The sequence below is a fragment of the Deltaproteobacteria bacterium genome (genome assembly GCA_016210045.1).
In the GTDB taxonomy this organism is placed as follows: Bacteria; UBA10199; UBA10199.
This window is the reverse complement of record JACQUX010000018.1, coordinates 25,643-48,564: the sequence shown is the minus strand read 5'-3', so window position 1 is coordinate 48,564 and position 22,922 is coordinate 25,643. Positions and strand designations below refer to the sequence as shown.

At 63.7% G+C, this 22,922-nt stretch carries 23 protein-coding genes; 17 read left to right on the top strand and 6 right to left on the bottom strand.

Features of this window, described 5'->3' with window-relative positions; translation table 11 throughout:
* Positions 1-18 precede the first annotated feature (18 nt).
* Genes HY696_05535 through HY696_05500 form a run of 8 tightly spaced genes read left to right on the top strand, consistent with a single transcriptional unit; the run spans position 19 to position 8,848 of the window.
* Positions 19-1,356 (top strand): PEGA domain-containing protein, encoded by a 1,338-nt coding sequence (locus tag HY696_05535; protein MBI4237865.1) that lies wholly within the window; start codon positions 19-21, stop codon positions 1,354-1,356.
* 14 nt (positions 1,357-1,370) lie between these two features.
* Positions 1,371-2,153 carry a hypothetical protein gene (locus HY696_05530; GenBank protein MBI4237864.1) on the top strand — a complete coding sequence of 261 codons (783 nt, stop codon included), beginning with the start codon at positions 1,371-1,373 and terminating at the stop codon, positions 2,151-2,153.
* A gap of 49 nt (positions 2,154-2,202) precedes the next feature.
* Complete coding sequence (locus HY696_05525; protein MBI4237863.1) at positions 2,203-4,011, top strand: thrombospondin type 3 repeat-containing protein; 1,809 nt, start codon at positions 2,203-2,205, stop codon at positions 4,009-4,011.
* A complete protein-coding gene (locus tag HY696_05520; GenBank protein MBI4237862.1) occupies positions 4,011-4,484 on the top strand; it encodes an OmpA family protein in 474 nt (157 codons plus the stop codon). Before HY696_05525 ends, HY696_05520 begins: the two co-directional genes overlap by 1 nt.
* The gene (locus HY696_05515; GenBank protein ID MBI4237861.1) at positions 4,478-6,598 is read left to right on the top strand and encodes a hypothetical protein; all 2,121 of its coding nucleotides are present in this window, start codon (positions 4,478-4,480) and stop codon (positions 6,596-6,598) included. The genes HY696_05520 and HY696_05515 overlap by 7 nt, the downstream gene beginning before the upstream one ends.
* A gap of 54 nt (positions 6,599-6,652) precedes the next feature.
* Positions 6,653-8,170, top strand: coding sequence for a serine/threonine protein kinase (locus HY696_05510; protein ID MBI4237860.1), 1,518 nt, complete (start codon positions 6,653-6,655; stop codon positions 8,168-8,170).
* A 55-nt stretch (positions 8,171-8,225) separates the two neighbouring features.
* Complete coding sequence (locus HY696_05505) at positions 8,226-8,432, top strand: type II toxin-antitoxin system VapB family antitoxin (GenBank protein MBI4237859.1); 207 nt, start codon at positions 8,226-8,228, stop codon at positions 8,430-8,432.
* Positions 8,429-8,848: a PIN domain nuclease gene (locus tag HY696_05500; protein MBI4237858.1), complete on the top strand. Its 420-nt coding sequence runs from the start codon at positions 8,429-8,431 to the stop codon at positions 8,846-8,848. Before HY696_05505 ends, HY696_05500 begins: the two co-directional genes overlap by 4 nt.
* On the opposite strand, the gene HY696_05495 is transcribed toward HY696_05500, so the two are convergent.
* The 4 genes from HY696_05495 to HY696_05480 form a co-directional block, all read right to left on the bottom strand.
* Positions 8,830-10,164, bottom strand: a complete 1,335-nt coding sequence (locus tag HY696_05495) for a PD40 domain-containing protein (protein MBI4237857.1) — start codon at positions 10,162-10,164, stop codon at positions 8,830-8,832. The genes HY696_05500 and HY696_05495 overlap by 19 nt on opposite strands.
* Positions 10,165-10,276: 112 nt before the next feature.
* Complete coding sequence (locus HY696_05490) at positions 10,277-11,122, bottom strand: TonB family protein (protein ID MBI4237856.1); 846 nt, start codon at positions 11,120-11,122, stop codon at positions 10,277-10,279.
* Positions 11,122-11,559, bottom strand: a complete 438-nt coding sequence (locus tag HY696_05485; protein MBI4237855.1) for a biopolymer transporter ExbD — start codon at positions 11,557-11,559, stop codon at positions 11,122-11,124. The genes HY696_05490 and HY696_05485 overlap by 1 nt, the downstream gene beginning before the upstream one ends.
* Before the next feature lie 21 nt (positions 11,560-11,580).
* Positions 11,581-12,282, bottom strand: a complete 702-nt coding sequence (locus HY696_05480) for a MotA/TolQ/ExbB proton channel family protein (protein ID MBI4237854.1) — start codon at positions 12,280-12,282, stop codon at positions 11,581-11,583.
* A gap of 138 nt (positions 12,283-12,420) precedes the next feature.
* Here HY696_05480 and HY696_05475 point away from each other — a divergent pair, with 138 nt between their 5' ends.
* The 4 genes from HY696_05475 to HY696_05460 all read left to right on the top strand — a co-directional run bounded on the left by HY696_05475 (position 12,421) and on the right by HY696_05460 (position 18,108).
* A complete protein-coding gene (locus HY696_05475; GenBank protein MBI4237853.1) occupies positions 12,421-13,236 on the top strand; it encodes a glutamate racemase in 816 nt (271 codons plus the stop codon).
* A gap of 51 nt (positions 13,237-13,287) precedes the next feature.
* Entirely contained in the window at positions 13,288-14,607 is a 1,320-nt protein-coding gene (locus HY696_05470; GenBank protein MBI4237852.1) for a S41 family peptidase, read from the top strand.
* A 189-nt stretch (positions 14,608-14,796) separates the two neighbouring features.
* Complete coding sequence (locus HY696_05465) at positions 14,797-17,199, top strand: hypothetical protein (protein MBI4237851.1); 2,403 nt, start codon at positions 14,797-14,799, stop codon at positions 17,197-17,199.
* Between the two features lie 144 nt (positions 17,200-17,343).
* Positions 17,344-18,108: a hypothetical protein gene (locus HY696_05460; GenBank protein ID MBI4237850.1), complete on the top strand. Its 765-nt coding sequence runs from the start codon at positions 17,344-17,346 to the stop codon at positions 18,106-18,108.
* A 3-nt stretch (positions 18,109-18,111) separates the two neighbouring features.
* Here the strand turns inward: HY696_05460 and HY696_05455 are convergent, their stop codons facing one another.
* Both HY696_05455 and HY696_05450 read right to left on the bottom strand, forming a co-directional pair.
* Positions 18,112-18,375 (bottom strand): type II toxin-antitoxin system Phd/YefM family antitoxin, encoded by a 264-nt coding sequence (locus HY696_05455; GenBank protein ID MBI4237849.1) that lies wholly within the window; start codon positions 18,373-18,375, stop codon positions 18,112-18,114.
* A gap of 4 nt (positions 18,376-18,379) precedes the next feature.
* The gene (locus HY696_05450; GenBank protein MBI4237848.1) at positions 18,380-18,643 is read right to left on the bottom strand and encodes a type II toxin-antitoxin system RelE/ParE family toxin; all 264 of its coding nucleotides are present in this window, start codon (positions 18,641-18,643) and stop codon (positions 18,380-18,382) included.
* 111 nt (positions 18,644-18,754) lie between these two features.
* Here HY696_05450 and tdh point away from each other — a divergent pair, with 111 nt between their 5' ends.
* Genes tdh through HY696_05425 form a run of 5 tightly spaced genes read left to right on the top strand, consistent with a single transcriptional unit; the run spans position 18,755 to position 22,914 of the window.
* A complete protein-coding gene (tdh, locus tag HY696_05445; GenBank protein ID MBI4237847.1) occupies positions 18,755-19,786 on the top strand; it encodes an L-threonine 3-dehydrogenase in 1,032 nt (343 codons plus the stop codon).
* 16 nt (positions 19,787-19,802) lie between these two features.
* Entirely contained in the window at positions 19,803-20,993 is a 1,191-nt protein-coding gene (gene kbl, locus HY696_05440; protein ID MBI4237846.1) for a glycine C-acetyltransferase, read from the top strand.
* A 45-nt stretch (positions 20,994-21,038) separates the two neighbouring features.
* On the top strand, positions 21,039-21,392 hold the full coding sequence (locus HY696_05435) for a hypothetical protein (GenBank protein MBI4237845.1): 354 nt from the start codon (positions 21,039-21,041) through the stop codon (positions 21,390-21,392).
* Positions 21,393-21,399: 7 nt separating this feature from the next.
* The gene (locus HY696_05430) at positions 21,400-22,236 is read left to right on the top strand and encodes a nucleoside phosphorylase (GenBank protein ID MBI4237844.1); all 837 of its coding nucleotides are present in this window, start codon (positions 21,400-21,402) and stop codon (positions 22,234-22,236) included.
* 15 nt (positions 22,237-22,251) lie between these two features.
* On the top strand, positions 22,252-22,914 hold the full coding sequence (locus tag HY696_05425; protein MBI4237843.1) for a thymidine kinase: 663 nt from the start codon (positions 22,252-22,254) through the stop codon (positions 22,912-22,914).
* Positions 22,915-22,922 lie beyond the last annotated feature (8 nt).

The following is a 22,922-nucleotide window of genomic DNA, read 5'->3' as shown; positions in this document are numbered from 1 at the left end:
CTTGCTCAATAGGCCGGCATGCGGATTCGGACTCAATGTTGTCGCGGTCTCGTCGCGTGTCTCGTCTGCGTACTGGCGTGGGATGTGCGGAGTGCGCCGATTGTGCGCGCGGCGGAGGCGCTTCCGCGGATCGCGGTGATTCCAGTGCGGGATACGGTCAGCGACGTGGCGACTGCCCAGCTCGCGACCGCACTGCACGACGCGTTGGCGCAGCACACGGGGCTCCAGTTGATTCCTTCCGATAAGTTGGGCGCGATTGCCGAATATCACGCGGCGACGGAACTGTTGCCGACGGCAGTGGTCACGCCGGAGGTCGAGTCGTGGCGGCAGGCGTTGCAGGCGGCGAAGCGGCACTTTCTGGCCTTTGCGAATGCGTCTGCATTACGACAGACGCGCCAGGTCGTGGATGGATTTCGCGCGCAACCGGCCTTGCGCGCTGTGCATGGCGAGGTCCTTGCGGAGGCGTTGCTGACCGAGGCGTTGATCCATCACAGCAATCGCCGACCGGAGGCAACGACGGAAGCCTTGCGCGCGTTGGCGGCGCTGGCGCCACATTACAACATCGCAGGGCATGACTTTCCCCCTTCACTGGTGACGCAATGGGAACGGGCGCGCGCCGCTGCGGCAACGCGCAGTGGCGTGGGGAGCGTGACGTTGCGCACGACGCCGCCGGCCGCGGAAGTGCGTCTGAATGGCGTCCCCGCCGGTGTGACGCCGCTGACGATCCGGGATTTGCCGGTCGGATCGTATGACATCGCATTGACGGCGCCACGCTACGGCACGATCACGAAACATGTGGCTGTGCTCGCCGGACGTGAGGCGCGGTTGGATGCGGCGTTGCGTTGGCAGCGTCCGGCCGGTGCGCGCGAACGACGCATGCCGAATACTGATGTCGCACCGGCAAGTGCGCCGGCGCAAGTGGTTGCTGCGGTGCGAATGGGCGCGTTGGCGCGCGCGGAGCGCGTCGTCATTGTGGACGTTGACGAAACCGACGGCCGGCGCGGGCTGGTGCGTGCGCAAGTCGTCGATACCGAATTGCGCGTCGGTCTGAAACCGCTCACCATCCCGTTCGATCGCAATCGGCAGGCGCTGCATGCCCGTTTGGCTACGATGGCCGAGCAAGTCGCCAAACAAGCGGCGACCGATCTGCGTTCCCATCCGGGGCAGGCTGTCGATCCTGTGGAATGGAGCGATCCTCGCTTTCTGGCGCAGCGCGGAGAGCGTCGCCGCATTGCTCCGGCGCTCTGGATCGCCATTGGCGCAGCGGCACTCGGCGGGATCGCGGCCGGTGTGTTGCTCAGTCGTGGTGGCGGCGAGCCCCCAACCACGGGCGGCTTAGTGATTCGGTTTGAGTAACGGAGGGAATTTGTATGGCTATGTTGCAACCATTGATTCGTGCGTACGCGCATATTTTCTTGCTCGCACTCTTAACGACTCATTGCGGCGGCACGGCGCCGACGAACGACACGGGCGACGCAGTCGGTGGCACGCATGTGCAAGTCACGAAGCGCGCGGCGGCGACGCATCCGCTCGGACAAATTGCTGCGTACACGATCGCTGTCAGCGGTCCCGGATTCGAAACGGTCGAGACCACGATGGCGTCGGATGCGACGGAGGCCGTGTTGGATGGCATTCCCGCCGGCGAGGCGCGGCAGGTGAGCGTGAGTGCGCTGAATGAAGAGACGCAACGGATTTGGAGCGGCGAGGCGCGCGACGTGGTGATCCCGGCCGGCGAAGTTGTGGAAGTCCCGATCGCGCTGCAACCGATCCCGATCTTCGCCAATGTGCGCGACGGCAGCGTCGTCACGAATACGCGGCTGCGTCCCATGATTGTCGCGCCGCCGGGCACGACCGTAGCCATGTTGCAAGCGCCGGCGGATGGGACAGGGACGCCGGAACCGGTTGTGGATGTGGCGCTCGGGGCGGTCAACGTGCCGATCGCAGACGCGAGCGGACTGGTGCAACTGCGTCCTGCGCCGCTCCCGCCGGGCCGTTATCAACTGGTCGTGGAGGACACGGCGACGCATCGGACATCCACGGTGTCAGTGACGATTGTCGACGGTACGAGGCGGCGCGGGGCTCCATTCTATGCGGCTGCGGGGGCTGCGACGCCGCGGTCGTGGTGGCTGCGGATCGGCGGCGTGGGGTGGTGAGGTGAGTCGGGCGGTTGAAAACAAATCGATGGGCAGAAGCGAGGTGCGTATGTGGCGATACTGGATACTTTGCGGATGGCTTGTTGTGGGCGCGGCGATCGGCGGCTGTGGTGGCGGCGCGGAGGAAGTGCCGGTGGTGCTGGACGTGGCGCCGTTGCCGCCGCCGCCCGATCTGGATCAGGACGGGATCCCCGACGCCGACGATGCGGATCGGGATGGCGATGCGGTGTTGAATGATGCCGAGGTCACGGCCGGGACGAATCCCGACGATCCCGATACCGACCACGACGCGGCGAACGATGGAGCCGACAATTGTCCCGTGGCGGAGAATGCGGACCAACGGGACACTGATGCCGATGGGCGCGGCGATGCCTGCGCCGACGATGACGATGCCGACGGTCTTCCCGATGACATCGAGCGGGCGATGTACGGCACGGATCCGTTGCGTGCCGATTCCGACGCCGACGGCTGGGCCGATCCGTATGAAATAACGACGACGCAGACGAATCCGTTGCTTGGCGACTCCGACGCCGACGGACGCGACGACCCCAGCGATCACTATCCACTCGACGGGCAAGAGTGGGCCGATACCGATGGCGATACGATCGGCGACAACGGCGACAATTGCCCGCAGTTGGGCAACGCCGATCAGCGCAACACCGACGCGGCCTATGCCGCAGCCGGTGTAAAAACTCCCGCCGGAGTGTTGGCGGCGGCGGATGCGTTGGGCGACGTCTGCGATGCGGATCTCGATGGGGATGGGCTCCAAGCCGTCTATGTCGATGCCGCGGACGGAAACGACGCAGCACTCGGGAGTTACATCGCGCCGTTGTATTCCGTGCGGGCGGCGTTGGTCCGGGCTCGCGCGATTGGTGCGGTGGAACTGCGGATTGCACTCGGCAGCTACGAGGTCGGCGAGGCCGTTTGGTCATCCGGGTTGACGATCCGCGGCGGATATCAATCTGGTTTTGCGAGTGTCGTTGTGAAGCCGACTGACGCGGTGGCGACCCGTTTTACGGCCAGCGGAGAGGCTGCGACCGTCGTGCTCGACGGCCTGACCGCACTGCACTTTGACTCGCTGGCCATTGCGCACACGGGCGGGAGTGGATCGGTCAACACGCTGACATTGCATGCGACCGAGGCGACGTTGACCGACGTCGTCGTGACGGCGGATCCGAGCGCGGCGACAGCGACCGTCGTGCAGGCCGATGCCGCCTCGACGCTGACGGTCGCACGGAGCGCATTGCTGGCGCTCGACGGCAGTGGTTCGGTGGCGCAGCGCACGGGACTCGTCGCTGAGGGCGGCACGCTGCGGTTGATGAACGTGCATGTTGCGGTGCTCGGGGCGTCCCACGCGCGCGGTGTCGTAGTGACCGACACTGCCACGACGCTGGTGCATACCACGATCGCTGTCGGTGACGCCGACGCGTTGACGGCGAATGCGTTGGACGTGGGCGGCGGGACGCTACGCGCCGTGAATAATATTTTCCAAGTGCGCGACGCACTCGATCAATCGCCACTCCAATGTAGTGGCGCGGCGATGCTCCCGTTCATCGCGACCGGCAACGGCCTGGTTACGGTGGGCGGCCAAGGGCCGCAGCCGTTCATCATCGATTGCCAGGGCCGCTATGACTACGGCGCGGACGAGACGGCATTCGGGTCGGTCGTTTACGGAAATGGGCTGCTGGCCCACTCCGCGCTGGTCGATCCCGTGACGGGGCAATTGATGTCGGCGCTCGGGATCGACATGGCGGATACCACCGCAGCGGTCGCGGACGGGATCACGGATGACTTCTTTGGGACGTTGCGGACTGGTGCCTATGATGTCGGCGCGATGGAATCGCCGTCGGAGGAATAATGCGTACGATACGTCGTCGAGCGCATCTCTATGGTGGACTGTGTGGCTTGGTCGTCTTCGGGATTGCGGGGCTTGGCTGTGCCGGGGCACCGTCGCGTACCGCACTGCCGCCCGCCGCGGCCGTGCCCACGGGGCCGCAGCCGCCTCATGCGACGCTCTATTTCCGCTTCGATCGTCGTGACTTGGATGCCCGCGAGCGGACCAACGCGGATACGGACGCCGCATGGGCGGTCCCGCGGGATCGCACCGTGTTGCTGGTCGAGGGACATGCCGACGCGGTCGGTGGCGACGAGTACAATCTGCGGCTCGGGGATGCCCGGGCCCGGTCCGTCGCGGCGGCATTAATCGCCCGCGGAGTGCCGGCCGAGCGGATCGCCGGGATCGTCAGCCATGGCGAGCGGCAGCCAGCTGTGCGGGGGGCTGGAGCGGCCGCGCGGGCCCGCAATCGCCGGGTGGAGCTGACCGCATGGTGACCCTCGATTATTTACGCAACTTTTTTCCGCCGCCGCCGATACTACACATGACGGGGGAGCAGCGCTCACAGGTGGTTCTGATGCGGATGTCCGGGCGGTGGCAAACTATTCTCATCGCGACGGTTTTGGTCGCAAGCGCGCGCGGTGGCCAGGCCGGCGTCCCGCAAGTCATTCATCCGCGCACCGGCGCTGCGATTGCGTGGGCCACACCATCCTCGATTCCTGCCATCTTCGATGCGGGTCCTTTGGGTCTGCTGGACGCCGCGACGGCGCGGGAATTCGTCGAGGCCCTGATGGGGGTCTGGGAAGAGGTCTCCGATGCCTCGGTCGGATTCGTCAGCCAGGGACAATTGGCGCAGGATATCACGGCCGACAATTTGGCCGACGTGTTGGATGGAACAGTCTGCGCCGATAATGCGCCGGCCGGGAATGCGTCCATGCGGCGGGGCGAGAGCCCGATTATTTTCGACCACGATGGCCGGATCATTGAACTGTTGGCGGGAAAAGGCGCTTCGCGACGGATCGTCGGAAAATCGGGGATCCGGTGCTATCGGGGCACGTTGGATAATCCGCAAGCCGCGACGCAAGCCTTCCTCATCCTGAATGGGCTCTTTATCGACGGCCAAGATGATCCGCCCGATCTCGATATCAATTTGTACGCTGGCATCATTCTGCACGAATTGGGACACTTTATTGGGCTGCATCATTCGATGGTCAATGAGACGATCTATCAAGACGTCTTATTGGGAAAACGGAACGCGGCGGATTCGCGCTTTGTCCCGGTGATGTATCCGCTCGTGCTCCCATCGTCCGAAGCGGCCACGGTCTTGAAACCGGACGACCTCGCCGCCGTGACGGCGCTCTATCCCACGGCCGCTGCGTCGGGTCGGGTGGGCCAAGTCCGCGGTGTGGTGACGGACGGGTTCGGCAACGGATTGCGTGGGGCCAATGTCGTCGCGCGCCGTCAGGACGATCCGCTGTGTCACGCCGTTTCGGCGATCGCGGGCCGTTCCTGTACCCCGCTGCGCGACATGTCCGGCGCCGTCTCGGTGCTCGGTGAATCGTGTGTCGGCGATGACGCTGCACAAGGCGGCTATCGGGTCGAGGGGCTTTTGCCTGGCGATTACACGATCGAAGTGAGCGAGATCGTCGCGGCGGGTGGGGCGCGTGACAATATGTTTCCGCGCAGCGAACCGCTGTTGCTGCCGGGGCCCGCGGAATATTTTAACGTCGACGATCAGGCGCTGGAGGACCCGGACGTGCGCTCCATCATCAGCGTCGCGGCCGGTGCGGAGGTCGACGCGATCGATGTCGTGGTCGGTGGGAACGACTCACGACGCAAATCACTGCCGGTCGCCGACTATGAGATTGCCGACGATGTCACTGCTGGCGCGTGCCCGTTAGACCCGGTCGATTACGGGGAATGGCTACATCTAGTGAACGGGAGCGATGCGAACATCGGCGGAGCGCCCGCGACCGTGACCGGCGGCACCGACGGTGCGACATTGGCGTCAACGCGCGGCTGTAGTTTCGTGCCGGACGTTCCGCAAACGACGGGAAACGCGCGTGGATGGTGGCTGGTCGGCGCAGCGCTCTGTGGTTGGGGGCTATGGCGGAAACGGCGTCCGGTGGCCACGCTACTCGCAATCGGTGTGTTGTCGGCGCCGGCCGTCGGTCACAGTTCGACGTATCTGCCATTGTCGCTCGATGATCTCGTCTCGCAGGCCGGCGATATCGTCTATGGGGAATGTGTGCGGCGGCAGCAAGTGCCAGGCCGCCATGGATTTTCCGTCACTGAAGTGACCTACCGTGTGGTCCGACGCATCAAGGGGGCGCCGGCCCACACGGTGGGGTTTTCCCCCGCGCGGCTGACATTCCGCCTGGCCGCTGCGGAAGACGGCGCGGCGTTTCAACCCGGCCGCACGGATGTGCTCTTTCTTTATCCCGTCAGCGCGTGGGGCTACACCTCCGTGGTCGGCGGCGTCCAAGGCCAGTGGCGCGTGACCCGCGACGCCCGCGGCCGCGCGACCGTCAGCACGCCGGCGCGGAACCGTGTGCCGTTGCCGACGCTGCTCGCCGAACTCCGCCATCGCGTTCAACGCCACGCCCCGTAACCAACGCAGCCTCCGTTTTGTCTCCGTTCCGTTGGGTCCATCGGGAGTGGCGTCATGCAGCTACCATATCAGCACGATCGATATCTCCTGCTCGAAGAGCTGGCGCAAGGCGGGATGGCGACCGTCTATCGCGGCAAATATATCGGGCCGGAGGGTTTTGCCCGTGACGTGGCGATCAAACGCATTCGCCCCGAATGGGCCTGCGATCATGATTTCATCACGATGCTGATCGACGAGGCGCGGGTCCTGACTCAACTGCAACACCAAAATATCGTGCCGGTGTACGAGTTGGGCGCGGATGCCGGCGTCTACTTTATTGTGATGGAGTATGTGGCCGGTTTCGATCTGCGCACGTTGTTGACGCTGTTGCGCGAAGACCAAGTCCGGCTGCCGGAGCGATTCGCGTACGCGATGACGATGGAAGTGCTGCAAGGCTTGGCGTTCGCCCATACCCAAGTGGACGCCATGGGTCAGCCGCTCGGATTAGTGCATCGGGATATCTCGCCGCAAAACATCCTGATCTCGTTGCAAGGCGAAGTGAAGATCGCCGACTTCGGGATCGCGAAGGGCTCGCATCGCAGCCTGGAGACGGCCGGAGCGCAAGTGAAGGGGAAATACGCCTATATGGCGCCGGAACAGGCGCGCGGCGAGCGCGTGGATCGGCGCGCCGATGTGTTTTCGACCGGTGTGGTGTTGTATGAACTGCTCACGGGGCAAACGCTGTTCAGTGGCCCGAACGACTTGGCGGTGTTGGAGCGGGTCCGTGAGGCGCGGCTGCCGCGTGGCTGGGAAGCGGACATTCATCCGACGATTCGTTCCTTGTTGCGCCGGGCCTTGGCGAACGCGTTGCCGCAGCGTTTCCCTACGGCCGCGAGCTTTCTCAGCGAATTGGCCGGTTTTGTCCGCCATCATCGCATCACGACGAACCGCGTGGAAATGGCGGCCTATCTGCGCGACCTGTTTCCCGGTGTCGTCGCGCGCGAACAACGGCGCGCGGCCTCATCGCTGCCGGAGGCCTTTGCCAAGCAGTTCGGCGGACGTGAGGCGACACACGGCTATACGGCGCATGGCGCGGTGTTCGGAGCCTCGACGTCGCGCCGCCATTTCGCGCTGGGGCGCGCCGCTCTGTTGACGATTCCGCTCGCGCTGGGCAATCCATTTATGCATGGGAGCGGCCGAGAGGCCCAGGCCGCGCTGCATCCGCCCGTCCGTGTCGTGTTGGAACGGCCTGCGCCATTACCGCTGCCGCCGCCGCCCCCGATCGTGTGGCAACTACCGCCGCCCGTGGTCGCGCGAATGCCTCAAGCCGTCCCTCGCGAGTCGGTCGCAGCGCCGCCCACCGGTCTCGGCACGTTGGCCGTCAACGTGCGGCCTTGGGGAACGGTCGCGATCCCCGGCGTCAGCGGGCGGCGCGAAGCCCCGACCAGCTTTCAACTCGCCGCCGGATCCTACACCGTCACGGTCCACGGCGGCGACGGCCGCGCACTGCGCGCTCGCGCCACCATCCGTCCCGGCACCCGTACCACGTGCCTCGCCACGTTCAGCGACCCGCCGAAGGCCTGGTGCCGGTGAGGGGAAGATTGACAGATACACCAATGTTGCGTAACTTATACACATCGGAGGGACTATGGGGCGCACGAACATTGTGTTGGACGATCGCTTGGTTGCCGAAGGAATGCGGCGGTCCGGGTTGCGCACGAAACGGGAATTGGTCCATCTGGCGCTGGAACAATTTCTGCGCCGCCAGCGATTAAAAGCCTTGTTATCCTTGCGCGGTAAGGTTGCGTGGGTCGGTAATCTGCGTCAGATGCGGCGGGGCCGAGGACTTCGATGATCCTGGTTGATTCGACCGTCTGGATCGATTTTTTTCGCGGTGCGCCGGCCCGGGAATGTGACGTCCTCGCCGATCTGATTGCGCACGAGCGTGACATCGCCATCTGCGGCGTGATTCGGCAGGAAGTCTTGCAAGGGGTGCGGGATGACGAGAGCTCCCGTCGTATCCGGGCGCTCTTCAGCCAAGCGCATTACGTCGCGCTCGTGGAGCCGGATCATTTCGATCATGCGGCCGCTTTGTATCGGTCGATGCGTCGCGCGGGTGTCACGTTGCGTGCGCCGATGGATTGCTTGATCGCCGTGCTGACTATGCACGCGCGTGCGACTTTATTGCACCACGATCGAGATTTTCAATTGATAGCCCAGCATTCCGCGTTGAAGACGTTTGAGAGCGGCCACTATTCCATATCTTCGTAATACGCCATCGGCCACGGGCCCCAGTCGGGGAGCGTGGCGTCGTGGCCTTTGGTGATCGGCGTCTTGTTGACCCCGTCGAAACGCATCACGTAGACCCGCGACTTGCGGCCGACGGTGTTGTGATACGTGATGTAGCGGCTATCCGGCGACCAGCGCGGATGTTCGTTGCTGCCTTCAAAGGTGAGCCGTTTAAGTCCGGACCCGTCCGGATGGATAGTGTAAATCTGATATACGTTCGCGCCAAAGGTTGCGAAGGTGATCTTGGTGCCATCCGGTGACCAGTCGGGCGAATCGCTGAGGCCCCCGTGGAACGTGATCCGAGTCGGGGTGCCGCCGTCTCCCATCGCCTTCTTGTACAGATTGAGTTTGCCGCCGCGCTCCGACGCAAAGACGACTTCGTTCCCATCCGGCGAGAAGCGAGGTGATAAGTCGGCGCCGAACGACGGGGCAAAGACGCGCGGTTCGCCGCCGAAACTGGGGACCAAATAAATTTCCATATCTTTGGCCATCCCGGAGCTGAACGCGATCCAGGAGCCGTCGCGGGAGAATGTCGGTGTGATGTTGGTGCTTTCGTTGCTGGTGATGCGCGTGCGTTGCCCGTTGCCGACGTCGATGGTGTAGATGTCGGGGAAGCCGTCGACATACGACGTGAAGACCAAATGCTTCCCATCCGGCGACCAGTTCGGGGCCAGGTTGTACGACCGATCTTTCGTGGCGCGCCAGCCATTGGCGCCGTCGATGTCCATCACGTAGATCTGTTTCCACGCCGACTTCTTGCCGCTGCCGGTGGTGAGCGTGTACGCGATCTTCGTGGAGAACGGCCCGCGCGTGCCGGTCGCGGACTTCATGATCTCGTCGCTAAAACGATGCGCAATGGTCCGGAGGTCGGCCGCGGAGAAGGTATATTCCTTCCCCATCTGCATTTCCTTCGAGTTGACATCGAAGAGGCGAAGCTGCACCGTGATGCGGTCGCCGACGCCGGTGGCAAACCCTTTGACCAAGCCGCGTGCCCCGATCGCGGACCATTTTTCGAACGGGATGTCGCCGCTGCCGACCGCGACGCTCTTGTCCTGGTAGATCTTCGGATGAATCACGAAAAAGTAGCCGGAGAAATTCAGATCGTTGCGGATGATCTCCGGGATTTTTTTCAACAGCGCCGAGTCGCCGGAAAATCCGTCGCCCGCGACGACGTTCGCGATCGCGATCGGGAAGCGATTGTCCTCCGGCTGATCGACTAAAATCTGGATCGCCGCCATTGCGGGACGGGCGAGGATCAGGGTGCAACATGCGATGAGAATGCGAGACCATTGGTTCATAGGGGCGATATCCTTTCTGCATTCTCCATACCGTGACTGGTGGCTGGTGGCTAGTGGCTAGTGATGTGAGCTCCGTTCCCCAGCCACCAGTCACTAGTCACCAGCCACTTCCTCACGGTTTAAACGTGACATCGAATCCCTGCGCAACGGCCATATCGCGGACCTCGGCGGGCGGGGCGGGGAGGGGCGAGGCCCGTTTCGCGGCGCGCATGACCGAGTCGTCCATCAGGCTGTTGCCGGAACGCTTGACCCAACGCACACCGGTCACGGCGCCGCTCCCGTTGATGCTGATATGCACGACCGCCTTGGGCCGCGCGTTCGGCGGGAGGGCCTTCAGATCCCCGGGTGCCATCCACTGGCGGCGCACGCGTTCGCGCACCACAGCGCGGTACCGATTGAGGATCGCGCCGGGCGGGAGCGTGACGAGCGGTTTGGTGCCGGTGCCATGTTCCCAGCCGGGCGAGTCGGTCTTCCCTTGGCCGTAGCGCCCACTCTTCGATTGCTTGTTCATCAGTGCGCGTAATTTTTCGGCCTCTGACTTTGGGGCCTTTGGCGTCGTCGGGGTGACGACCTTCGGGATGGATGGCTTGACCGGTTTCGTTTCCGTCGGTTCGCGGATCGGGACCGGATCCGGTTTGGGCTCCGGCTTCGGCTCCGGTTTCGGTTCGACCGGCGGAGGCACTTCAGGGGTCGGTGGCGTAACGATCGGCTCCTCCACCGGCGGTTCCGGCGCGGGCGGTGTTTCCACTACCGGTTCCGGAGGCGTGGCAAAGGTCCCAAGGCCGGGCACGGAGCTCGGACCCTTCGGGACCTCGATCATCACGATTTCGATCGGCTCCAACGGACGGGGCGTCTCGGCGACGGCCCCCCACCAGACCAACCCCAACAGCGCGGCGAGATGGAGCAGGCCGGAGTAGACGAGGGCACGGTACAGCGGAATCGGCGGGCCTGGCACCATTAGTTCGGCTCCGGCTGCGTCATCATTCCGATCCGTTGCACCCCGGCTAACTTCGCGATCGCCATGATCCGCGCCACGTCGCCATAGCGGACGTCGCGGTCGGCCTTCAGGAACAAGTCTTTCTCGTCGCGGTTGGCGAATCGGTCTTTCAGTTCCTGCTCCAACGATTGGATGCCGATCGGCGTCGGTTGGTCGCCGAGGAAGAGCGTGAAGTTGTCGCCCTCTTTGCGCAAGCTGAGGATCATGTCTTCGCGATCCTGTTGGATCTGCGGCGCCTTCGCCTGCGGAAGATGGACATCGATCCCTTGGGAGAGGAGCGGCGCCGTGACCATGAAGATGATCAACAAGACCAGCAACACGTCGCAGAGCGGCGTGATGTTGATTTCGGCCAACGCCTGATGGCCCCTGCCATTATTTTTGCGTGCGGTGAATGCCATGACATCCTCAGAGTGGAACGGTTACGCGCTTTTCGCGTGGAGGTATTCCATCGCGATCCGGTGGGTCAGATCGTCGGCGAACTGTTCGATTTGCCGCGAGAGATGCCGGATCCGATTCACGAAGACGTTATAGAAGACCACCGCCGGGATCGCGGCGGCGAGTCCGACTGCCGTCGCGAACAGCGCCTCGGCGATGCGCGGGCCGATGACTTCAATACCCGAAGAACCGGCGAGTTTGATTTCGAAGAACGCGTTGAGGATCCCCCAGACCGTCCCGAACAGCCCGATGAACGGCGTGACGCTGGCCGTCGTGGCTAGGAACGGGACGTAATGTTCGAGGTGTTCGACTTCGTCGTCAGTGGCGCGTTCCGCCTCGCGTTGCACGCGGAGCGCAAGTTCGGTGATGCCCGGTTCACGGAGCGGCGCGATCGCGCTCTTGAAAATGCTGGCGGCTGGCCCCGACGCCACTTTACCGCGTTGCAACAGCGCGTCGATCGTTTTGGCCTGCCAGAACTGCTGCAGAAAGCGCCGGATCTTGCCCCGCGCGGTCCGGAGCTGTGCCCATTTGAGGAGGATGATCGCCCAGCTGACGACGGAAAAAAAGACCAAGATCAGCAACGTGGCTTTAATGATCGGATCGGAGTCGGCGATAATCGTGGCGAGACGATTGCCGTCGCCGGCAGCGGCCGCCGCGACGGCGGTCGTAGTAGCTTCGAGTAGCATGGGTCGGTTCTCCTTACGCAATAACGGTTATCAACGTGATGGACTCCTCGCTTGTTGGCGCCGGATAGTGGAGCATGGCCGTGTGGTTGTCAAGAATCTGCCATCACTCTCTAGTTGCCCTGCGGAAGAAAAACCTTTATGGGCGCTCGCGTGGCGACGGCATCGGCACCGATTGGGATCTTCGACTCCGGCGTGGGCGGGCTCACGGTGTATCGCGCCATTGCGGCCGCGTTGCCGCACGAGTCGCTCTGCTATCTCGGCGACACGGCGCGCGTGCCGTATGGCAACAAATCGCCGGAGACCGTGACGCGCTATTCGCTGGAGATCGGCGCGTTCTTAGCGGAACGCGGTATCAAGGCGCTCGTGGTGGCCTGCAATACGTCGTCGGCCGTCGCGTTGCCGGCGTTGCGGGCGCGGTTTGGGTTTCCGATCATCGGGGTGATCGAGCCCGGCGTGGAAGCGGCGTTGGCGGTCACGACCAACCGTCGGATCGGCGTGATTGCGACTGCGGCGACGATCGCGAGTCAGGCGTATGCGAAAACGTTGAAGGCGCGGGCGGCGGACGCGCGCATCGTGAGCCGCGCGTGTCCGCTGTTCGTGCCGCTGGTGGAAGAAGGGTGGACCGACGGCGCAATCGTCGACGCCGTCATCCATCGCTACTTGGAGCCGTTGCGGGACGAAGGTATCGACACGCTGATCCTCGGCTGTACGCATTATCCGTTGTTGGCGGCGGGGATCGGGGCGCTGTTGGGAAGTGCAGTGCAACTCGTCGATTCCGGGACCGCGGCCGCAGGGGCGTTGCGGCAGATTTTGCAACAGCATGGGTTGTTCGCGAGCCCCGGTGCCGCGCCGCAACACCGCCTCTATGTGACCGATGCGGCCAGCTCGTTTGCGCAAATCACCAGCGGTATCTTGGGCCAAGCCGTGCCGGCCATCACGACGGTCACGTTGTAAACTCGCAAAAAATTTGCTCCGCTGTGGGAGCTATGATATCGACATCCCACTATGTCTCGGACCCTTCGTTGGTATTGCGCCATATTGTGTTGCGGAGCGGTGTTCGGCGGGGCAGCCCCCGCGCAGGCGCTCAGTAATGAAGCCTTTCAAGCGCTGCATACGTTCAGCCGCGTGTTGCACGACATCGCGAATTATTATGTCGAACCGGTCGACGAAGAACGACTGGTCGAAGGCGCGTTGCAAGGGATGCTCGAAGCGCTCGACCCGCACTCCGCGTATCTGGAACCGCAAGTCTATAAGGCGCTCCGTTCCGAAACCGGCGGGCGATTCAGCGGCGTCGGGATCGAAATCACGCTGAAGCAAGGCTGGATCACGGTCGTCTCGCCGATCGACGGCTCTCCGGCCGCGCGGGCCGGGATCAAGCCGGGGGATCGGATCGTCAAGATCAACGGCAAGTCGACCAAGCAAATGAACATCGGCGATGCGGTGAAGGTCATGCGTGGATCTCAGGGTTCGAAAGTGGTCTTAACCGTCGTGCGAGTGGGGAGCCGCACGCCCACGGATGTCGCGTTGCGCCGCGAGCGAATCCAAGTGCTGAGTGTCCGCAGCGAAATGCTGGCCCCCGGATATCCGTATATTCGGCTGACCGGGTTTCAAGAGCAGACCTACGAAGATTTGTTGGCGGCATTGCGCGAAGCGGCGAAACCAGGGCCGATCCGCGGTTTAGTGCTCGATCTGCGCAATAATCCTGGTGGGCTGTTGGAGCAGGCGGTCGCGGTCAGCGATTTGTTCATTCGCGATGGCGTTATCCTCACGACGGTGAGTCGGGGCAAGGAAGTGGACCGGCGTGAGGCGCATGGCAGCGGGACTGAGCCGGAATATCCGATCGTGATTTTGGTGAACGGCGGATCGGCGTCGGCCGCGGAGATCGTCGCAGGAGCGTTGCAAGATCACAATCGCGCGTTAGTGATCGGCTCGCAGACCTTCGGCAAGGGATCGGTCCAGACCGTGATTGAAATGGACGACGGCTCGGCGCTGAAACTCACGGTGGCACGATACTACACGCCGAGCAAACGCTCGATCCAGGCGTTCGGCATCCCGCCGGACGTGAACGTGCCCGAGGCCTCGCCGCAGGCCGCGGCCAAGGCGGAATCCGGCGAGGAAAAGACGGCACCGCTAACTGAGGCCTCGTTGCCCGGCCATTTGAAGGGGCGCGGGGCCCATCATAAGACGCGCGGCGCGCAGCGGGTTCGCCTCCCCGAAGTCCAAATGAAACCTGGCGACATCGACTATCAGCGCGCGGTGGCGTTGGCGTTGTTGGAAAACGGCACCGCTGCGCGTCTCACTGGTCGCCGCGGATTTCATCCATAATTCTCTTACACCTCTGACGTCGAAGCCTTGCGCTATGCCCATTGCCGGGTGTGCGGGTACTCCCCGTTCTCAGTTTGACTACGCCACTGAATGCGCCGTGATGGCCGGATGCAGCAATATTCAACAGTTGGCTTGGGCGTTCGCTGGCATAGGCCTTGCTCCATTGGGCGGGGAGGGGAGCCACGCCGTATGTGCCACGTATTGCGATGTTGGATGCTGTGCAGTTTCTTGGCCGCGGGATTCGCTGGGGAGAGTCCGGCCGCAGCGGCTGCGCCGCAGCTGCGCGCCACTGGATCGGTGGTCTCCATAGTGCCCCGTTCCAATTTTTTCACGCAACTGAAGCAGCGTGTGCAGGCCAACGCTGGTCGCCATCTGGCGGCGGCGACCGCACCGAGGCCCTCGTTGTGGTCACGGCTCGTACAAAGCACGCACGGTGTGTCCGGGCCTGCGGCCCCGACCGTGGCCGCGATGCGCGTAGTCGGCAGTGGCGTGCAGGTGTTAACGTCGTCGGAGTCGGACGAGATACGTTTGGAAAACGAAATGTTGATCGCCGCCGCGACGCCGCAGTGGGTCCCTTCCCGCCAGCATATGAAGACTGCGGCCGAGGGTTTCAGTCCGAGCGAGCCGTTGTCACCGACCAATTTGCAGGCGCAACAACGGATGGCCACCGCGATGGCCGTGTATCAAACGCGTCAGCAGGCAAAGGCTGAGGGGGCAGAAATGGCGCCGCCGCGTGGGCCGGCTGCGCCGAATGCGGTTCTCCCGGTGACGCCGCCGTCGCCGGTCCGTACCCCCCAAGTGGCTGCACCGCCGTCGGTGGCGATCGATTCCGTTCCGCCTCCGGGGATGCCCGGTGCGGATTCGATGGCAGATATTTTAGGGCTCGATGCGCTGACCGGTAGTCCGAATCTGGATGGACCGGGAAGCGATGCGGGCGCCGAAGTCGCAGTCGCGCCGCCGTTGCCGTCGCCTGTTACTGCGGCTGCGAGCGCACCGCCGGCGAGTCTGCCCGCCATGCGGACGGTTTCGCCCACGAGTCCGATGGCGTCACCGAGTGGGCCGCCGGTTTCTCGGTCTGAGCCGCTATCGCGGGGCGAGCGTGGTCGGAATGAAGGAGGCGCGTCGCCGGAATCAGAGGGGACGCTCGTTGCGAGTGCGCCGACGGGGGAGGCGAGTGCGCCGGAAACGACGCGCGACGCACCCGTGGCTGTGGTGCCGATGCAATTCGGCTCGCTGCGACCGCTCTCTTCCGTACCGGCCGCTGCGGCGTCGACTGCGGAGGCGTCATCACCCGCGGCCCGCGTCGTGGATCAACCGGCGGCACGCTTACCCACGGAACCGATCGTTGTCCCCCGGCCGGTGTCGCTCCCGGCCGCGCCGCTGCCGAATGTTGAAGAGCCCAATCGTGTTGTCGCACCGGTGGTCGCGACGCCTGATGCGCCGATCCGCGTGCCGACCTCGAGTGAGACCGCGCGAGAGCGCACCCCATCCGAACCAGTCGTTGCAACTCGACCAACGTCCGAGATCCCGGCGCGCGTCTCTGCACCGACCGATCTGACCGCTGCCGCCGCAATGCGGTTGCCGACGCCGCTCCCGACCTTGCCGGACCTGATCCCGAACGGCGATGCCGTGACCGAGGCCGTCACGGTGGCGAGTGTGCCGCAACAGTTAGCAGAGTGCCGCTCCAGCGCGGTGGACTGCGAACGCGCGCAGCAATGGCAACTCAGCGCCCCCGCTGCAGCGATCGCGTGGGTTCAAGCAGGATCCCCCGTGGTGGTGGTGCCGCTCGGCGAGCAGGCGGTGCATCGTGTCGCCGTGCTCGACCCGATGGCGCGGCAAGTGGGCGTCTGCACGTTAGCGACGCCACTGAGTTTGGTGACGACCAGCCGAACCGCGAGCGCCGGTGCCTCCATCCCGACGTACACATTGGCGTCTGAGGAGTTGGCGGAGCTCCGCCACGTGATGGTGCCGCGATCGGGGACAAACGCCGACGCGGTAGCTACGGCCACCCAAGGAGAGCCGCCATGCCCCGTGCCGGTGGTGTCGATCGCCGCGCGCACCATTGCGCAGCGGAATCGGGCGGCTATCGCACCGGAAGAGGAGTTCGCGTACCAAGGGCGGACTGCGGATGATCGCACGTTGGCGATCGATCGGACCGCGCGCGTAATGGTGGCGGACGCCGTCGTGCAACAATTGCCGTTCGTGCCCGAGCAGGTGACGCGTGGGAGCGGCGAGCAGGGGGCCCCCTTCCTATTGCTGGCCCACGCATTCCAACTCCATCTGTTCGACACCCGCACCATGCAGCTCGTCGAACGCGACGCGATTCGGCTCCTCGAGACCGCCGGCCCGTGGGAGCGCATCGGATCCATGCCTGCGGCCGATGGTTTCGATCTCCTGCTGCTCACGCGCGGCACCGAAGGACAACCGAGCCTGCTGACCTGGATCCCCGCCCGTGCCTCGACCGGCGCGGAGCCCCCGGCCCCGGCTATGACCTCCACGTCCACGCGCACCACCGCCCCAGCGACCGAACCGGCTGCGGCACCATCCCCAGCTTCGGAGCCGACTCCCACCGAAACGCGCCCCGCACGCTAAATGATCATCGCAGGGGGACAGGTACCGTCGGATACGCGCCAATTGGGCATCCGACGGTACCTGTCCCCCTGCGATGCAGTTGTTGGAGGGGGGTTGTGTCGCCGGGGCTTGACCGCCATCCCTTGATTTCATTAGAGCGCCTGCATGGGCCGTTGTCGCTATTACCGCCATTGTTGTGGTCTCGTGCTGCTGCTCGCGCTGTCTCCGGCGTGGGCCGATACGCCCGAGGCGGGGCTGCCCGCGGCGCAGGCGGCGCTGCAACAGTGTGTGCAACAGCTCCCGGCGTCGTTGCGGGCGTCGTTTGCCACGCGGAGTCGGCGCGGGCACGCGTCGGTGGGGCGCGCGCATCGCGCTACGTGGAGGGCCTGCGTGGAGCGTTCCCGCGACGTGGCGGACTTGGAGGCGGGCGTGCAGCTGCGCGATGCGCTCGTTGCATTAGCGCGGACTGAGGATCCGCTCCGGGGTTCTGAACCGAGCGTCGAGGCTGAGGCGCAGGCGATCTCGACAGCGCTGGTCGCGGAAACGCGCCGCCGCGCCGGTGAATTTCGGATGGTCGGCTCGCCGCTCTGGAACAACTTCTTGATGCACACCGGCGCGCGGAAACTCGGCTATTGCTATCACTGGACGCAGGCGCTCGCGACCGCAGTGCAAGGGCTGCCGTGGTGCCACTTCGCGCGGAGTTGGGGCGTGGCGAGTCCCGGCAAGGCGACGGAGAACAACGGACTCGTCCTCACCGCCCGCGGCGCGTCGCTGGAACGTGGAATCGTCTACGACGCGTGGCGTGGAGCCGGGCGTCCGTATTGGCGCGCGGTGCAAGGCGATCGTTATCGGTGGGAAGAGCGCTTTAGTGAAGTACAGTTGCGGCACGGCGTGCGCGATTTGCTGCAACCGCACGAATTGTTGCCGTGAGTGTTACCGCTTCCGTTGAGGCTTCCACACCACGCTGCGACCGGCCGCAATTTCTCGCTCCGCTCGTTTCAAGTGTCTGACGATGCCCGGCTCCGTTGCCAGGATATCGAGCGTTTCCAGCAGGGCTTCATATTCCTCGAAGGGGAGCAGCGCGCTGACCGGTTCGCCGTCTTTCAGGATAATAAAAGATTCCCCGAGCTCTTGGTTGCGCCGCGCCAGCTCCAGGAAACGTTGCTTGGCCTTCGTAATCGGGAGGAGTTGTGCCATAGGGTTATCCTTGAAATCGTTCATACACGTCGCGACGATGTTGCACCCGAAGGACCTCAATCACAATTTCCGTATGGCGGATCACATAAATGATCCGATACACTCCGACGCGATATGACCAATACCCTTTCAATTCTCCGCGCAGTGTCTTGCCGAGGTGTGGGTCCGTCGTGAGGCGGTCGAATGCATGCGCCATCTGGGTCTTATGTTTCCCGGTCAAGGATTCGAAAAATTGCGCCGCCTGCCGCGATAATCTGAGTGTCCACATCTATGGCCATTGTAGTGAGCCGTGTGTTCCGGTGTCAAGGCCGATAAATACCACTTTCCCCTTGCCGCTCGCGGCGGCGCGTGGTTGGAAGGGCGCCATATGGCCACCATGATGAAGGCGCTCGTGAAGGAGCGGCCCGCGCCCGGTGCCACGTACACCGATGTCCCGCTCCCCGAAGTCACGTCACATTTGGTCCTCTGCCGTGTCCACGCGGCCTCGTTTTGCGGCACCGATCTCCACATCTATAAATGGACCGACTGGGCCGCAGGGCGCTTAAAGACCCCGCTAGTGTTCGGGCACGAATTCGCCGGCGAAGTGGTCGCGGTCGGCGCGCAAGTGGAACGGATCCGGGTCGGCGATCACGTCGCCGCAGAGTCGCACATCCCGTGCCTCGAGTGCTTTCAGTGCCGCACCGGCGAGATGCATATCTGCCAACATCTTGAAATTCTCGGCGTCGACCGTCCCGGCTGTTTCGCGGAATACGTGGCGATCCCCGAGGTCTGCGCGGTGAAGACCGATCCGGCCTTGCCGTGGGAATTCGCGACGCTGCAAGAGCCGTTCGGCAACTCGGTCTATACGGTGACCGAAGCGAACGTGATGGGAAAACGAGTCGCGATTTTCGGCGACGGCCCGACCGGGATCTTCGCCACGGCCGTCGCGCGCGCCTTCGGCGCCACGCAGATTTTTTGTGTTGGGATGCAGGCGTATCGGATGGACTTGCTCCGCCATTACCAACCCGACTTCGTATTTCATGCGCGGGAAACGGATCCGGTGGAAGAGATCCTGTCGCGCACCGGCGGGCTGGGCGTGGACGTGGTGTTGGAAATGAGCGGCGCGGCGCCGGCGATCCATCAAGGGTTCAAGGTCGTTCGCAAGGGCGGGACGTTTGTCGCGTTCGGTCTGCCGGCGCAGCCGGTGCCGATCGACTTCGCGAATGAAATGATCTTCAAAGGGATCACGATCAAGGCCATTAACGGGCGCAAGATGTTCGAGACCTGGGTCCAAGTGCAAAATCTGCTCTGTTCCGGCCGGATCGACTTGACGCCGGTGATCACGCACCAATTCCCGATGGCCAAGATCGACGACGCGATGCAATTGCTGAACGGCGAGGCGCGGGCCGGAAAAATCGTGCTGCGACCATGACACGATCGGAGCTGTTATGTTGAATCCACTCTTGTCGATCATCGAGACCGAACTCCACACCATTCGCGAAGCTGGACTCTGGAAGGAAGAACGCGCGATCGAATCGCCGCAACGGAACGCCATTCGCGTCGGCGGCCGCGAGGTCGTGAATTTCTGCGCCAACAATTACTTAGGCCTGGCCGATCATCCGCAATTGCTCGCGGCCGGCGAGCGCGCGTTGCGCGAATGGGGTTACGGCATGGCGTCGGTCCGCTTCATTTGCGGGACGCAGACGCAGCATCAACAACTGGAACAGCGGATCAGCGCGTTTTTGCGGATGGACGACGCGATCCTCTACTCCTCCTGTTTCGACGCCAACGGCGGACTCTTCGAAACGTTGCTCGGCGAAGCGGATGCGATCGTCAGCGACGCGCTCAATCACGCGTCGATCATCGACGGCATCCGGCTCTGCAAGGCGCAGCGCTTCCGTTACGCGCACGCCGATCTGAATGACCTCGAGGCACAGCTCCGCGCGGCGCGCACTGCCGGGGCGCGCGCGATCTTGGTCGCAACCGACGGCGTCTTTTCGATGGATGGCGACATCGCGAAGCTCGCTGAGATCTGCGCGGTCGCCGAGCGTTTCGAGGCCGCAGTAATGGTCGACGACTCGCACGCGACCGGATTCTTCGGTCCCGGCGGACGTGGGACGCCCGCATTTTGCGGCGTGGAAGGACGGGTCGATATCCTGACCTCCACGCTCGGCAAGGCGTTGGGTGGGGCCACTGGCGGCTTCACAACCTCGCGCCGGCCGGTCATCGATTTGCTCCGCAATCGGTCACGACCGTATCTCTTCTCCAACAGCCTGGCACCGGTCGTCACGGCCGTCTCGCTCGCCGTGCTGGAACTCTTGACCGGCGCGGATACGCTGCGCTTGCAGCTGCACGAGAACACGCGTCGATTCCGGACCGCGATGACCGACGCCGGTTTTCAGATCCGTCCGGGCGAACACCCGATCGTCCCGATCATGCTCGGCGAGGCGAAGTTGGCCGTCGACGTGGCCCGCGACTTGTTGGCCGAGGGGATCTACGTGATCGGCTTTTCGTATCCGGTCGTGCCAAAAGGCGCTGCGCGCATCCGTGTGCAACTCTCTGCCGCCCATACGCCAGCGCAAGTCGATCAGGCGATCGCCGCATTTACTAAGGTCGGGAAGCGGCATGGAGTCATCTAAAAATCTCCTTTGTCGCGGTGGTATGACATGCTACACGCCGCGCCCATGAACGTTGCCGTCGCAACCATCGAAGCGAACGACCGGCCGGTGCATGCCTGGGCGCCGAATACCATGCCGATCCCGGCTGGCGCGCAACGTGGTGCCGGCAGCGTCGCGGCGCCGGTCGTCGACCCCCAGCAAGACCTCTTTTCCAAGGGCGAGATCGTCAAATTCTTCCCGCATCTGTCGTACGGCTTTGTCCGAGACCTGCGCGGGCGGGAACTGTTCTTTCATATCGATGAAGTCGATTTGTTGGGACAGAAGGGACGACGCGAATATATCCGCGTCGGCGCGAAAGTCGGTTACGACTGTTGCCGCACCGGCCACGGCTTGCGCGTGAAGCGGATGAAAATTTATTGAGGCTGTCATGGCGACGTATGAATCGGCCGAGGTGGTGAAGACAGCGACCGGACGGCAATATCACATCGGATGCGGTCCGGGTGATGTCGCGCCGTACATCTTGCTGTGCGGCGATCCGGCGCGCGTGCATCGCGTGGCGAAATACTTCGATCAGGCGCGAGCGCCCATCACGCATCGCGAATATGTCACGATCACCGGGATGTATCGCGGCATTCCGCTCACGGTGATGGCGACCGGCATGGGGCCCGATAACACCGAGATCGCCGTCGTGGAGCTTTCGCAAATCGTGCAGCGTCCGACGTTGTTGCGGATCGGGTCGTGCGGAGCGATTCGCCAAGGCATTGAGCTGGCGGAATTGGTGATTTCGACGGGCGCTGTGCGGTTGGAAAACACGACCTCCTTCTATGTCGTCGATGGCTATCCGGCCGTGGCGCACCACGAGGCGGTCGTAGCATTGATCGAGGCGGCGGCGCGGTGCGGATTCCCACATCACCTCGGGATTACTGCGACGGCGCCGGGATTCTACGCCTGTCAGGCCCGCAAGGTTCCTGGCTTTCCAGTCCGCGATCCGGAACTGCCCGCCAAATTGGAATCGATGGGTGTCGCGAATTTCGAAATGGAGGCGTCGGCACTGTTCACGTTAGGCTCGATCATCAACGCGCGGGCCGGCGCGGTCTGCGCGGTCTACGCGAATCGTCATCTCAATCAATTCATCGACGATGCGACGATGCAGCTGGCCGAACAGCGTTGCATCGAAACCGGTCTGGCCGCGATTGAAGTGCTCGCCGCAATGGATCAAAAAAAGGGTGCCGCCGCCTGGTGGACGCCGAGTCACGGCCTGTAACGCATTGGGGGAGACATGCATTTCTTTCAAGGTCGTTCCAGTGGGTGGATCGAGGTCATCTGTGGCCCGATGTTCAGCGGCAAGACCGAAGAGATGATCCGCCGCGTGCGGCTCGCGCTGATCGCCAAACAGCGGGTGCAGATCTTCAAACACGCCGCCGATACGCGCTATGCAATGGACTTTATCACGTCGCATGCCGCGCAACAGTTTGAATGTCAGAATATGCCGACGTCGAGTGGCATCATTGAACTGGTACGCGATCAAACCCGCGTCGTCGCGATCGATGAAGTCCAATTTTTCGACGACGCGATTGTCGATGTCGCGCAGAAGATGGCGGATCGTGGTGTGCGGGTGATTTGCGCCGGACTTGATCAAGACTATCGCGGCCGTCCGTTCGGGCCGATGCCGCAATTGCTGGCCGTCGCCGATTTCGTCGCCAAGCAACAAGCGATCTGTATGGCTTGCGGCGGGCTGGCCACCAAGTCGCAACGGCTTACGGCCGAGGAATCGCAAGTGGTTGTCGGCGCCGGAGAAATCTACGAAGCCCGCTGTCGCAGCTGCTTCGATCCGGACTTAAGCGTCGTCCGCCAAGCCTCGCGCGCCGCAGCGCCGCTGGCCGCCGTGGCCGACGTGCGGCGTGTGGAAAACGAGCCCGCACTGCGGCCGGTTGCTCGGTAATCTTGTTT

Coding starts and splice junctions, on each gene's coding strand:
- HY696_05535 (MBI4237865.1), top strand. CDS start 19: ATGCGGATTCGGACTCAATGTTGTCGCGGTCTCGTCGCGTGTCTCGTC.
- HY696_05530 (MBI4237864.1), top strand. CDS start 1,371: ATGGCTATGTTGCAACCATTGATTCGTGCGTACGCGCATATTTTCTTG.
- HY696_05525 (MBI4237863.1), top strand. CDS start 2,203: ATGTGGCGATACTGGATACTTTGCGGATGGCTTGTTGTGGGCGCGGCG.
- HY696_05520 (MBI4237862.1), top strand. CDS start 4,011: ATGCGTACGATACGTCGTCGAGCGCATCTCTATGGTGGACTGTGTGGC.
- HY696_05515 (MBI4237861.1), top strand. CDS start 4,478: ATGGTGACCCTCGATTATTTACGCAACTTTTTTCCGCCGCCGCCGATA.
- HY696_05510 (MBI4237860.1), top strand. CDS start 6,653: ATGCAGCTACCATATCAGCACGATCGATATCTCCTGCTCGAAGAGCTG.
- HY696_05505 (MBI4237859.1), top strand. CDS start 8,226: ATGGGGCGCACGAACATTGTGTTGGACGATCGCTTGGTTGCCGAAGGA.
- HY696_05500 (MBI4237858.1), top strand. CDS start 8,429: ATGATCCTGGTTGATTCGACCGTCTGGATCGATTTTTTTCGCGGTGCG.
- HY696_05495 (MBI4237857.1), bottom strand. CDS start 10,164: ATGAACCAATGGTCTCGCATTCTCATCGCATGTTGCACCCTGATCCTC.
- HY696_05490 (MBI4237856.1), bottom strand. CDS start 11,122: ATGGTGCCAGGCCCGCCGATTCCGCTGTACCGTGCCCTCGTCTACTCC.
- HY696_05485 (MBI4237855.1), bottom strand. CDS start 11,559: ATGGCATTCACCGCACGCAAAAATAATGGCAGGGGCCATCAGGCGTTG.
- HY696_05480 (MBI4237854.1), bottom strand. CDS start 12,282: ATGCTACTCGAAGCTACTACGACCGCCGTCGCGGCGGCCGCTGCCGGC.
- HY696_05475 (MBI4237853.1), top strand. CDS start 12,421: ATGGGCGCTCGCGTGGCGACGGCATCGGCACCGATTGGGATCTTCGAC.
- HY696_05470 (MBI4237852.1), top strand. CDS start 13,288: ATGTCTCGGACCCTTCGTTGGTATTGCGCCATATTGTGTTGCGGAGCG.
- HY696_05465 (MBI4237851.1), top strand. CDS start 14,797: ATGTGCCACGTATTGCGATGTTGGATGCTGTGCAGTTTCTTGGCCGCG.
- HY696_05460 (MBI4237850.1), top strand. CDS start 17,344: ATGGGCCGTTGTCGCTATTACCGCCATTGTTGTGGTCTCGTGCTGCTG.
- HY696_05455 (MBI4237849.1), bottom strand. CDS start 18,375: ATGGCACAACTCCTCCCGATTACGAAGGCCAAGCAACGTTTCCTGGAG.
- HY696_05450 (MBI4237848.1), bottom strand. CDS start 18,643: ATGTGGACACTCAGATTATCGCGGCAGGCGGCGCAATTTTTCGAATCC.
- tdh (MBI4237847.1), top strand. CDS start 18,755: ATGAAGGCGCTCGTGAAGGAGCGGCCCGCGCCCGGTGCCACGTACACC.
- kbl (MBI4237846.1), top strand. CDS start 19,803: ATGTTGAATCCACTCTTGTCGATCATCGAGACCGAACTCCACACCATT.
- HY696_05435 (MBI4237845.1), top strand. CDS start 21,039: ATGAACGTTGCCGTCGCAACCATCGAAGCGAACGACCGGCCGGTGCAT.
- HY696_05430 (MBI4237844.1), top strand. CDS start 21,400: ATGGCGACGTATGAATCGGCCGAGGTGGTGAAGACAGCGACCGGACGG.
- HY696_05425 (MBI4237843.1), top strand. CDS start 22,252: ATGCATTTCTTTCAAGGTCGTTCCAGTGGGTGGATCGAGGTCATCTGT.